The 12,468-nt window shown below is 47.4% G+C and carries 6 protein-coding genes, 1 pseudogene and 2 CRISPR repeat arrays (1 of these 9 cut by a window edge); all 7 genes and pseudogenes read right to left on the reverse strand.

The genetic code is table 11. The annotated features are described in order from the left end of the window. A CRISPR array of direct repeats spans positions 1–323; the repeat unit is 30 nt; unit sequence GTTTCAATTCCTCATAGGTACGTTCAAAAC; it begins 786 nt to the left of the window's first position. Between the two features lie 337 nt (positions 324–660). The 7 genes and pseudogenes from BLO51_RS25295 to BLO51_RS25330 all read right to left on the reverse strand — a co-directional run bounded on the left by BLO51_RS25295 (position 661) and on the right by BLO51_RS25330 (position 12,294). Beyond that, complete coding sequence (locus tag BLO51_RS25295) at positions 661–5,718, reverse strand: DUF4132 domain-containing protein (RefSeq protein WP_090676259.1); 5,058 nt, start codon at positions 5,716–5,718, stop codon at positions 661–663. An 18-nt stretch (positions 5,719–5,736) separates the two neighbouring features. Continuing rightward, positions 5,737–6,156 carry a hypothetical protein gene (locus BLO51_RS25300; RefSeq protein ID WP_245719825.1) on the reverse strand — a complete coding sequence of 140 codons (420 nt, stop codon included), beginning with the start codon at positions 6,154–6,156 and terminating at the stop codon, positions 5,737–5,739. A 631-nt stretch (positions 6,157–6,787) separates the two neighbouring features. Continuing rightward, complete coding sequence (locus tag BLO51_RS25305; protein ID WP_090676262.1) at positions 6,788–7,894, reverse strand: RNA-guided endonuclease TnpB family protein; 1,107 nt, start codon at positions 7,892–7,894, stop codon at positions 6,788–6,790. 32 nt (positions 7,895–7,926) lie between these two features. Continuing rightward, a pseudogene (tnpA, locus tag BLO51_RS25310) lies at positions 7,927–8,181 on the reverse strand (IS200/IS605 family transposase); the annotation flags it as partial. Between the two features lie 154 nt (positions 8,182–8,335). Then, positions 8,336–9,231: a CRISPR direct-repeat array (repeat unit 30 nt; unit sequence GTTTCAATTCCTCATAGGTACGTTCAAAAC). A gap of 528 nt (positions 9,232–9,759) precedes the next feature. Beyond that, on the reverse strand, positions 9,760–10,335 hold the full coding sequence (locus BLO51_RS25320; RefSeq protein ID WP_090676265.1) for an AAA family ATPase: 576 nt from the start codon (positions 10,333–10,335) through the stop codon (positions 9,760–9,762). An 86-nt stretch (positions 10,336–10,421) separates the two neighbouring features. Next, complete coding sequence (locus BLO51_RS25325; protein ID WP_167670330.1) at positions 10,422–11,438, reverse strand: DUF4303 domain-containing protein; 1,017 nt, start codon at positions 11,436–11,438, stop codon at positions 10,422–10,424. Positions 11,439–11,487: 49 nt separating this feature from the next. Further along, positions 11,488–12,294 (reverse strand): class I SAM-dependent methyltransferase, encoded by an 807-nt coding sequence (locus BLO51_RS25330; RefSeq protein WP_090676268.1) that lies wholly within the window; start codon positions 12,292–12,294, stop codon positions 11,488–11,490. Positions 12,295–12,468: the final 174 nt, after the last annotated feature.

Raw genomic sequence — 12,468 nt, forward strand, 5'->3', positions numbered from 1 at the left:
GGCTATATCACTATAGCAACATAGTTTCAATTCCTCATAGGTACGTTCAAAACGGCATCGCAGGTGCTGCAATCTTCACACCACGTATCATGTTTCAATTCCTCATAGGTACGTTCAAAACGCCGGACCTCGATATTTCCTGAACTTCACCGATGCCAGTTTCAATTCCTCATAGGTACGTTCAAAACCTGTGAAGGAATCTCTTCCCCATCGTTCTGCAAATGAGGTTTCAATTCCTCATAGGTACGTTCAAAACGCTTTCGACAAATTCTTTGATCATGTAGTTGATTACAGTTTCAATTCCTCATAGGTACGTTCAAAACCCGTAAAATTCCCGCCGCTAAGCCATTTCTACATATTCCAAAATTACGTATCAAACAAAACAAACGCCGTGATCCCTTTTGCCGCCTAGCTATCCTTGTCGTCGATCCCCCGGCTTTTTTGCAGCATTGGGGGTCGACGACAAAACAGCACAGTTAAATTATAAACCTTTGTCCGCTTTTTTCCAACCCCACGGTTCCCCGGGTTTTAACCTCAGATAAATATTTTCGACCTTCTACCTTACCTTAACCTCTTCGCCACGACCGAGCGGGCTCTCCGACCGCTACGCTCTCGTATGCACAAAGAGCACCCGATGTTTGTCGGGCGCTCTTCTACATGCTATAGCATCGCCAGGATGCTTGGATCTTTAATTTTGCTGTCTTCTGCCAGCAGCAGCAGCTTGGACATAATTTCCGCTGTGCGCGGATCGCTGTCGGCGAACGGCAGGAACAGGCGGCCGCGGCTTTGCGAATGAACAGGCAGAATGGTAAGCGCTCCTGTCCCTTTTTTATGCACGATGCCTGAACCCATATGGACGCTGTATTCGCCAAGCTTGCCTGCAACATGCGCATGAGAGCCTTCCAGCCGCACATTGTCGACCTTCAGCAGCATGAGCAGCTCTTGGGCAATCGCGATGCGCATTTCCACAGTCGAATGGCTGGCCTCCGGATCGACGCCGCCGGCGTGTGCTACGCTGACGACGAGGTCGATGTCGCGCATCACTTCCGAGAAAATAACCGGCGGCACTTCCGCCAGCTTGATCGGTTCCATTGTCTCGCGATTGAAGAACTGCACCGTCTCCAAGGTTGGCGGCTCAATATCGGCCGGCGTAAACCAGTCGGCCATCGCATACATGCGGGCAATCAGGTTTTCCTTGTAGTACACCTTTTGCAGCCCTTCCTCGTAATCGACGGTCCACGTGCGCCCGCGCAATAAGGCTACCGTCCGCTGAGGCTGTACCTGATGGCCAGCGTAACGGCGGGATACCGTAACCGCAGCAGTCTCATCGGCATTCAGACGGTAATATTCGCGAAATACCTGCTTGAACGGCTGCTTGATCTCCCGCACAAACAAGTCCCGTTGAAATTCGCTCCAGCGCCCGGACGCATAGAGATGAACCGGATGGGCAAGCAGCAGCCCGGTATCCGATTGCAGTGTCAGCAGGCCGCCGTCCGGCTGGCGCAGCATGAATGCGTTCGCCCCTTGGTCCGGCTCCTGCAAATAACCAATACCGCCTTTCCCCGTCTCCGCCCCTGCCGCATCGATCCAAACGAGATGGCGCACAAGCGGCGCAATGACCGGATTGCGAATGATCGCCCCAAGCTCTTGCGCGGTGAAGCGCGTTCCATTTTCCATCGCCTGCTCGAAGCTGAACTTCGCACGGGTATACTGATCCTTGAGCTCCTTTTGCGCCCCTTTCATGGCCAAGACCAGCTCATTCTTGCGCAAGGCAGTCGGTATGCTCTTCTGGGCTTTACCGCCCTTCTCCACCTTCAGCTCCACTTGACCTTCATCATCAATTGCCAGCCAAAGCTTCGTGCCATTCATATCTTGCGGGGAAAAATAAGCCGCGATTTCTCCGATTTTTTCAGCTTCAAGATCCCAGCTCATCCGATTGACATCGCCGTAGCCTGCATTGCGTGCCAAATTTTCGAGGGCTATGGCGCTAGCCTTTCCTTCGCTTTCGCGACGCTGAGCGCCGAATTGCTTGCTTTCTTTCAGGAACTGCTGGATCAACTCATACCGCCCCAGCACTTCCCGCTTGTCTCCGGCCGCAATGGGTAGCAAAGCATAGCTGAGCAGTTTGTCCTTATTTCGGGCAGAGCGGATGCCCTCCACCAGCTCCTGCTTATCCAGTTTCCCTAAAGTGGCATCGGCGAACAACTGCGCACGGCGGTGCGAATTGCCGCCATCGGTAATATATTTGGCGCAGCTATACAGCAGGTCAAAGCGCTCTACGCCGAGCGTTTCATAAGCGCTCCTGAACCAATCTCCGTCGAAGGCGCCGTCATTGAAGCTTTGCGGACTGATCGGCGAGAAGATCGCCACTTCCGTCTCCTTCTGCGCGGAGAAGGTTTCGTTAATATGAGCGTGGAAATACCATGCCGCACTCTTTAGTCCCGACCAGCCCAGGTGCTGCTGCACGATATCAACCCATTGCGGCGCATACATGGCCGCTTCCAGCAAGCGCTGCTCGGTCAGATCCGTCTTTTCCAGCAATGCGGCGAGTTGTGCCGCGTCTTCGCCTTTGGCGGGATAACAGCATTTCAGCAGCGAGCTGAGTACGGCCTTCTTCGTCAGGTCGCTACTGTAGACGTAACCGCGCCGGAACGTTTCCTTCCCCAGTCCCGTCAAAATAGCGACAAAGAAGCGCATGCCTTCGAATCGGTGAATCGCTAACGATAGCTCCGATACTTCTGTCGGCAAATCGCCGCGGCGCGATTCGATTTCGACAATACGGCACACCGCCTGCTCCAATAGCGGCCTCACGCCCGGATAGCTTTCCAGCAGTGGCTTGTTCCAATTCGGATGCGTTAATTTGCGGATGAAATCTTTGGCTAGGTTCCCTACCATCATTTCACGCAAAAGGACGCTGTCGCTGATCAGGCCCAGATGATGCGCACGCATATAAGAATCAACGGATAAAGTAACGTCGTCGGCGCCCTTTAACAGCTTGTAGCTGGCATAAGCGGTGAAGAAATATTCCGCAAATTGCTCGTCGCTTTGCGCACACGGCTCTGCGCATGTCAGCCACTGCTCCAGCAGGTCCGATCCCAGAGCTGGAAAACGGTCTCTATCCCGATGCCAATACATGTTGGTTCCTTCATCCAGCTCCGCTTGCGGCATGACACACTGCTCAACCGTCAGCCGTGCCCGCAATGAACGGTAGATAGACATACAAGCCGTAAAGCTTTCAGTCGAGTCGGCTTCATGAAACAGCAGGCGAATCAATTGATTGGTTTTTCTCTCATGCTTGAGCGTTTCCAGCGCCTTGTCCAACTGCTGCGCTTTTTGCTTATCCTGCACATCCGCATAGAGCTCTGTGAACCATTGCTTTTCCGCGGCATCGCCGATCGTGTGGTCCTCCCCTCCGAACATGAAGACCAGCATGCGCATCGGCGTCAGCTGCAAATCCCGCGCAGCCTGCCGCCATACCTCCGGCAGCGGGTAGCTATCCAGCGAATCTTCGGCGGTCTCTTCGCCATCGGCTTTTTTTACCTTGGCCAGCCTGTACGTCTGATTGCCGAGCAGCACCTTTTCGGAATAATTGCTGTAATGTTGCCCTTCATACTCATAATTGTAATGCTCCTCCATGAGCGCTTCAAAATGCAGATATATCGCCGCAACATCCTCCGGCCGCCACGCCGCATACTGCTTCACATATTCCGCTTCCCGCTCGGCTTGCTGCCGATCCGATGCGTCGGCCAGCTCCGGATGATCGAATTTGGGCGGTATCGCCACGTTCTCATTCACATCATATAAGCCGAAGCCATTCCCGGCGCCATCGCTCGCATCTGCAGCATGTAGCAGCTTATCGATCAGCACTTGCTCCTGTGCTGTAGCCCGCCCCTTCTCATGCAGCGCTTGAACATGGGCCCGCACTTGCGGATAAAGCGCTTGCCGCTGCTTATCCTGCTGCAAAGATTCGACAATCGCAAGCCCGGCCAGCCGCTGCTGTTCATTTGAGGCAGACAAGAGCTTATCCGCCGCGCGCAGCAGCTCCTCATCGGTCTGCTGCATGAGCAGCGAAATGCAGGCTTGACGCAGGGTGCCTGTCTTCAGCTTCATTAACTCAACAATTTTGTCCAGTTCGGCAGCGGCAAGCTCCGATTGTCCGAGCAGCTTAATTGCCGCCTTGCGGTTGTTTGTGCTTTTATCATTCAACGCTTGCAGCAAATACTCGCGCTGTTTACCAGAGGCGGCGGCTCCGATAAAATTAACCAGCAAACTGTACCGCAGGCTTGAGTTCATCCGGTCGCTGCAATCTATTAACTGCTCAATCATTGCGGCATCACGGTCATAGGCCGCCAAAGTCATCATACGCCGCAATAGCTCATCGGCATCTAGCGTTGCCACCGCCCAAGGGAATACGCTCTCCTTAAAGGTTTTCGTCCCTTTGAGCTGCCTCAGCGACTGCAATAAAGCATTGAACTGTTCGCGCCGCTCTACAAGGTCCTCGCTGATCGGAGAATTGCTCAAATCGACAGCCCCGTCCCCATAATGGTAGGAGACGCGATAGTCGGCATAGATGCTGTTCATCAGCCAAGCCATCTGCTCCGGGTCATCGACTGCTGCGGGCAGATGTCCGCTTGCAATCCGATGCTGCATATCCTGCTGGTTCAGCTGGGCCAGGAAGTATAGCGAAGACAGCTTCTTATATCTGGCACCGTCCTTGAGCACACGTTGGATGCGCATGGTGGCTTCGCCAATATCATAAGTCGCCGTCGCCCACAGCGAGAAATAGTAGACCAGCGTATCTTCGCTATGTTCCGCTTCTTCCCGGTAGCTCTCTTCCGTCAGAGCGCGCAGGGCAAGCTCCAGACATTTGCGGATGACCGCCGGCTTCTGATCGGTAAAGGCAAGCCCTGTCCACGTATCGAGCGCCCGGATCACCGCGCTGAAGCGCTCCAAATTATGCTCCAGCACGATGCGAATCAAGTAGACGGCGGCCTCAACAGTTCCTTCGTCCAGACTTTCCATAATGTGCTGGCGCAGGCCCTCCTGCAGCCTGGCCGCAATCAGGAGACGCCCCAGCATTTCGTAGGCTTCTACGTTATGGCTCTGCACAATGCCGCGAATCATCGGCCTGGTCAGCAGCGCCGTCTGATTTTCGCCAAACATGATGTCTCTAAGCGCCTCAAAGACGGTTTCGTTGCCCATGTCGAGCTCGCGGGCGATGCGGTCGCCCATAATAGAGTCTTCCGACAGAATAATGTCATGCCTCGTCAAATAATCCTGCAAGGTGCACTCATAAGCAAGAGCATTATAGTAATATTTAACTGTCAACAGTATGGCTTCCATATAATAAGCCAGATTGCGGGAACGATAGCCTTTGCGATAATAGTAGGTTGAATAGGCACGCAAAATGCGGCGCCGCAGCAAATCCAGCAGCTCTGCCCCGTTCTCCTCTCCAAACAGCAGCGTCGGCGCCGATGACAGCGGTCCCGCCCACAACTGCTCAGCATCGGTCATTTCACTCATCGGACAAGGATAGGCGCGGTTCAGTTCGGCAATAAACAGCTGCTTGCGCTCTGCCTCGTTCTGGTATGTGGCCGTCAAATAGTCCAGCAGGCTGGAGGCTAACGGATAATGCTCATGATCCTTCTTCGTCTGCAATTGCTCAGACAAGGCATCCAGCAGCTCATGATTATACTCAAGATGAATACGTTCTGTCATGTTAAACTCCTCTCCTAGTTAGCGCATCATTCCCGACAACATGGTCAGTCGTATAAAGGTAAAAACCGATCCGGGCGCAATCGTCAGCGGCGCATGCAGCTCCTCCACGACTGTATCATTGATCAGCACTTTGTAAATGCCGTCCTCAAATGCCTGCAAAGCCGTCTCGACCGCAGCCGCAGCATTTGCCTTCCGGTCGTCATAAGCCGCCTGGAAGCCTACCTTGCCGGCTTCGGCCTGCTCCTCCACTTGCCCGGGACTTAAGTAAGGAAAAATAGATTGCTCGATGCTGCGCTCGTTAAAACGCTGCACTTGATCCGTTACAATCGCCCGAATCGCATCCTTCAGACACTGTACATCGTCAGGCAGCGACGCCTCAATCAGCTCCAGCACCGGACGCCTTTTGCCGGCCGCTTTGACTCTGAAATAGATTTGCACCCCTTCGCCTCCTGTCAGCAAAACGTTGTCACCCTTCGGGTGCGGCAAATTATGGTATTAACAGTGTTATTATATCATGTAGTTTCTTTTTGTTCCCCTTTTTTTATAGAAATACGAACATCCAACGAACTATTCTACCCGACCTAATACGTATGTCCCGGTTTCGCTTCCGCATATGCCAGGACTCAGGACCCGTAGCGGTAAAAAAAGCCGCCAATTGGCGGCAATACGTACTGGTTGCATCTTAGGATCTCCGCATGGTCTATTCGCCGAAATCCTCTTCCAAATGCGTTGGAACCATGTGCACCTCTTTTGCGCATGATGGATTTCGCGGGACCTCCATGATGCCAATTTGAATGATTTTTCAAGTGAATTTCCAGGTGCGTTTTGTGAGGTAAGTTAAGTCCTCACGCAGATTTTCTGTTAGCGGGTTTTTGTGTTCGTCTGTTAGTAGTGAGGTGGGAAGCTTTGTTTCCGAAGCGCGGAATGATTCGGAATTGAATGAACGGATAGGTGTGAACTACCCGCCACCTACGCTTTGCTTAGAGGTGGGGGCTTCTAAGGTAATCGTACCTAATGGTACGAAATTTACTTAGCTATCGAGCCTGTTCCATGCTCTATATATATATGATTATGCTAACAATCGCAATCCTTCACGCTTGATATTGATCGAAGCATTCCAGTCTCGATCTGCAACAAAACCACAGTCGCAGTGGAATGTACGCTCAGAAAGAGACAAAGACTCCTTCACTTGACCGCAACATGAACAAGTTTTGGATGAGGGAAACCACTTATTTATTTTGATAAGCCTTTTCCCTTGCTCCTCTAACTTGTATTGGAGAAATGTCGTGAACATACCCCATGCATTATCGGCAACGCTTTTGCCGAAATGAAGGGCTTGTGACATTACCTTCATGTTGAGGTCTTCGATAATCACGCAATCATACCGTTTCGCTAATCTGTGCGACTCCTTATGTAGAAAGTCTTTTCTTTGATTTGCTATTTTTTCATGCAGTTTTGCAATGTTCAATCGTTGCTTATGCCAACGGTTAGAACCTTTCTTTCTGCGTGATAGAATACGCTGTTCCTTCGCTAATTTTTCCAAGGCTTGTCGATAGAAATGAGGGGAATTGGCTGTCTTCCCCTCTTCACTTTCAACAAATAAGCCATTCATGGAAAAATCCAAGCCAACAACAGCTTGTACTTCTTTTGGTACAGGTTGATGTTCGTATTCGGTCAGAATAGAAATATAGTATTTTCCTGTTTTTGTTCGAGAAACCGTACAAGACTTGATGATGTGATGTGACGGAATTTCTCGATGTTGCTTCATTTTTACAAGTTTCAATTTCGGTAATCTGATATAGCCATCCAAGAGCATGATGTTTCCGTTGACCACATTCGTTGTATAGGACTGCTTTACTTTGCGACTTTTGAACTTCGGAAATTCAGCACGTCTGGAAAAGAAGTTTTGGTATGCCTTTTGCAGATGGAGCTGAGCGTTTGCTAACGCAAGGCTATCTACTTCCTTTAGCCAAGGATGCTCACTCTTGTATTTTGCAGGTGTAGGCAACTTTCGTTTCTTCAACACAGCTTGATCATCCTTAAATTGCTCGTAGGTTTCCTTTCGTTCAGCCAACATTTTGTTGTAAACAAAACGAACGCAACCGAAGGTTTTTGCAAGCAGTTGTTCTTGTTGAGGCGTTGGGTACAAACGGAACTTATAGGCCTTGTTCGCTATGTCCAGTCACCTCACTTCATCCCCTGATTTTCGGAGCTTGAACTTTTATAAGCATTGATGAATTTGGACAATTCGGTGTTCGGGTGTGCTTTGAACAAAATAGGCACATGGTCCAAATCATGATTCCATTCAACTAAGGATATATTATAGTTTTCACCTCATCGAACAAACATTTCTTTCACATAGTCAGATAGGGTATCATCCATCACTTTTCTACGATATTTCACAACCAAAACAAGATGATAATACAGAGAGAACACCGAATGATTATTGTTGTCCAATGTCACTGATGCAACAGCCTTTATTTTATCTAACACTGATTATATCTCATCATAGAAAATGTGGCAATAAAAAAGACTTTAGGCTTCGCCTACCGAAATTCATCTCCCACTTTCATCAAGCTTCGCAAGATTTAGAAGTGGGAGACTTCTTTCGGAGTGAAGTTAAATTCCTCATAGATACGTTCAAAACGGAAAATCTGGAATCCTTCTAGGCCTGATGAATATCGTTTCAATTCCTCATAGGTACGTTCAAAATGCAAAACAAAGCCACAAACATAGAGGCGTAAACAAAGTTTCAATTCCTCATAGGTACGTTCAAAACCTTGACGAGCATAAAGAAGCTCTTCTTCGTTTATGCGGGTTTCAATTCCTCATAGGTACGTTCAAAACACGCAAGGTTTGCAAAGGGAGCTGATAGGGATCAAGGTTTCAATTCCTCATAGGTACGTTCAAAACGCGGATCAAACAAACAAAGTACGAATGGATGAGCGAGTTTCAATTCCTCATAGGTACGTTCAAAACCATATTCCACCACATGGGAAGGCATGGGACTGGTAGGTTTCAATTCCTCATAGGTACGTTCAAAACTATGGGACAATTCGACGTATTCAGCCGAAAGTCCTTGTTTCAATTCCTCATAGGTACGTTCAAAACAATGTAGTGTACTTTCCAGAAATCATTATCTCTAATTCGTTTCAATTCCTCATAGGTACGTTCAAAACTTCCATGGAGTCACCACCTTATGAGATTCCAAGTACAGGTTTCAATTCCTCATAGGTACGTTCAAAACGCAACTAAGGCGCGAGTTCTTTAAGCAGCCTGTATGCCCGTTTCAATTCCTCATAGGTACGTTCAAAACTTAGGGGTCCAAATCCACTAGATTCGAAAATTTTAGTTTCAATTCCTCATAGGTACGTTCAAAACTACTGGCGCTTCCGCCTGTCCGCGAGACGAAATATGTTTCAATTCCTCATAGGTACGTTCAAAACCAGAAAGAAGAAGCAGAAACAAGAAAACTCATCAAAGGTTTCAATTCCTCATAGGTACGTTCAAAACCCGTAAACTTCCCGCCACTAAGCCATTTCTACATATTCCAAAATTACGTATCGAACAAAACAAACACCGTAACCCTTTTGCCGCCCAGCTATCCTTGTCGTCGATCCCCCGGCTTTTTTGCAGCATTGGTGGTCGACGACAAAACAGCACAGTTAAATTATAAACCTTTGTCCACCTTTTTCCAACCCCATGCTTTCCCGGGTTTTAACATCAGACAACTATTTTCGGCCTTCTTCAGACCATACATTTCCCCTAACATTATACGGATCAACGTCACGAGCGAAGAAATTACCCAAGCTTGCGGGGTCGCAAAATGAACGTTCTATAGCAAGGCCGGGACACTTGCCGTCGCTGTTCTGTTGGTTGTGGCATCGGTGCTGCTGCTGATTGAAGCGGGACTTATAAAAACATTTTCCGGCTTTTTTGTCGTTACTTTGGGCTGCTGGGTATGTGCCATCGATCGGCTTCGAGACGCACATCCAGAGATTCATCCGGCTGACGCCGGTATCACGGTTGCGCAGAAGGCGCTCAGTCGGTTGGAATTTGCTCAACATGACCGAGAATAAACGCTGTTCTCTGGTCGATCGGTAGCTTGGGTACGACAATCAGTTCGTAATCCAGTTGCTTATAGGTTTCAAATAAGATGTGATACGTAGCCAGCGCCTCTTCAAAATCCTGTACTCTTTCACTGTCCGTTTGGTAAATTTCTTTCCAAGGCGGCAAAATAAACACTTGCTTGTTGTATCTGTACTTCTGAACTGTGGATTCAAGCCTCTCTGAAATGGGGGCATGGATTAAAGAAGAGTAGGCCAACGTATCGGGGATGCCTCTGTCAAAAAATAACGTGTGCCCCGGCTGATTTGATAATGCTGCATGGTAGCTTTCGATAGATTTATCCAGCATGAGGTCGCGATATTTGATTGCATTTTTCCAAGGCAAGGCATCCCCGTCGGAAGACATCTCCGCTTGAATGATTTCTCTGGCGACTTCCGAAACGTATGGATAGCCACTTCTCTGTAGTTCATTCAGCAAGGTAGTTTTACCTGCGCCGGGCCCGCCGGTGATAACAATAAAATCTTTCCTGAACAATACACGGTCCGTCATTTTTAGTCTCCTGTCAATGAAGTTAGTGGAGGAAGTATCCGTTTGAATCTGCCAGTTCCTTGATCATTTCTTCCTTTTTTCTCATGTTACTTACCTTGCAGATCTTCTAAAACCATCTCTAGGATATCTCTGCATTCATCCTCAAGATCGTCGTTCAAATACTTTTCTATATATGGAATGATCGGGCTCCCGAGCTCCACAAGTTGTTCATAGGCCTCATAGTCGGTTCGCAAGAAGCTTTCCATGCTACTACCGTTACCATCCCCTCCTTCGATCACAGACACCCAATGGTGCACCTGTTGGTCAAAGGCTTGTTGTCTTATAGCTTTGACAGTAGACTGAAACGCCAGATCCCCCTCCCTCACGTCTGGCATGGCCTTATGCAATTGTTCTTCGGTCACACATTTCCGAATTAGCTGGCTGAGGGTCAGGTAGTCTCCGCCAACGCCATCTGCAGCAGATACGTAGGCAACGAAGTCATCGGTCCGATCCAATTGTTTGAAGTCCTCTTTCATACGATGAATCACATCGATAGCGATCAAGAAGAGCTCCGAATCCACGATCGTCTTCTCAAATATGTAGTTGTTCTCAATTTCTAAACGCTTGGGTTCTTCCTGACTAATGCAGGAGAAAATATGAAGATAGCTTTCAAGGAGTTCCGGCATCTCTTCAAACATAAAGGGGTAATCACCTTCACTAAACTGAAGTGAACTTAATATCTGCTCCCGAGTTTGATTATAGCTCTCCTTACCTTTTTCAGAATATTCTTTTTGGTAACGCGCGTAATATTTATCTGCAGTTTGGTTTAATGAGTCCAAATTATTGATATATATCACGTATCTACCGCAATAACTATCCGTATAAATGGAGAAGGTGTACACATCCTTGTTTCTTCCTTCTTCTATATATTTAGACAGAGCAGATTTGCAGAAATCGTAAAGTGCGTTCTCCATGTCTTTTCGGCTAACGAAGATCCCGTCCTGAGGACCAAATGTCGTGATCTCTTGAATTTTCTTATCCGGTGTGCAGAGCAGATAAGTTCCCTTACCCTCCAATCCCCTTTTCCCACTGATTAACTTGCCGATATGAACGTCATAACTCATCTTGTAATGCATCTCCTTCAATTGATGGTTTGTGGTACAACAATAACAGTTAAAGTTTTCTTGCTTTAAAAACGAAGGACAGGGGAAACATTTTCGCATTGAAAGCAGAATGATATTTCTGTTCAACTTTACTCTCACTTTCAAGGGTTTGTTTATCAGTTTCTTCAATCATTTCCTCAATAAAAAATCCAGCTTTAGATAAAGCGTTAATATACGTTGAAATTTTCCTTTTGCTGAGTGAAACATCAAAGCCGTATTTTTCAAACGTAAAAAGATTTTCATCGTAATAAGAGCTTTTAACTACAAGATTATCTTCTTCAATTTCCATACATCTCATAACAGGGTGATCCCAGCTAAATATAAAAGTACCACCTTTTTTTAAATAGGATGCGATTAAATTAAATGTTTTTTGTAAATCGGTAGTCCAGCCGATTGCATATATGGAATAAACAATATCAAAATAACCCATCGGTAAACCTGGATTCACTTCCATGGGACTATTGAATAAATGTGCTTCATATCCACAATCTTTTAAATAACGGGTTGTATTTTCAATTTGCTGTGTTGACATATCAAGTCCCCAAAGTTCTGATGCATTATGGTCACCATGATATTTAAGAGAGTGCCCACTTCCACAACCAATTTCAAGAACTATTTTACCAGACACATCACCAAACAAATGTAAATCTTCTTCTGATGGTATCAAGCATCCGAGTTCTGGGAGTGCAGTTACACCGATCCATTTGTCAGCAGTATTATCCCAAAACTTTTTATTTTGTTCTAAAACCCCTTTATTATCAAGAGTGTTTTTTCTTGAATTTAATAATAAATTGCTCTTTACGACTGAATCCTCCATAATACTCCTCCTATATAGTTAATCTTTAGTTAATATATTACAAATACGTAACATATTCAATTGTAACAGGTCCAGTTTATGGTCATTATTTGAGCCTCCAACACGGCTAAAGCCGTGGGATTCTTAGCTAGTTAACGCACGCAGGCCATTTCTGTTTTGTGCAGACTGCTAAGT

Source organism: Paenibacillus tianmuensis (assembly GCF_900100345.1).
Classification (GTDB): domain Bacteria; phylum Bacillota; class Bacilli; order Paenibacillales; family NBRC-103111; genus Paenibacillus_G; species Paenibacillus_G tianmuensis.

Excerpts from the sequence above, each read along its gene's own strand:
- BLO51_RS25320 (WP_090676265.1), bottom strand. The coding sequence starts at position 10,335 with ATGACGGACCGTGTATTGTTCAGGAAAGATTTTATTGTTATCACCGGC.
- BLO51_RS25330 (WP_090676268.1), bottom strand. The coding sequence starts at position 12,294 with ATGGAGGATTCAGTCGTAAAGAGCAATTTATTATTAAATTCAAGAAAA.
- BLO51_RS25325 (WP_167670330.1), bottom strand. The coding sequence starts at position 11,438 with ATGAGTTATGACGTTCATATCGGCAAGTTAATCAGTGGGAAAAGGGGA.
- BLO51_RS25295 (WP_090676259.1), bottom strand. The coding sequence starts at position 5,718 with ATGACAGAACGTATTCATCTTGAGTATAATCATGAGCTGCTGGATGCC.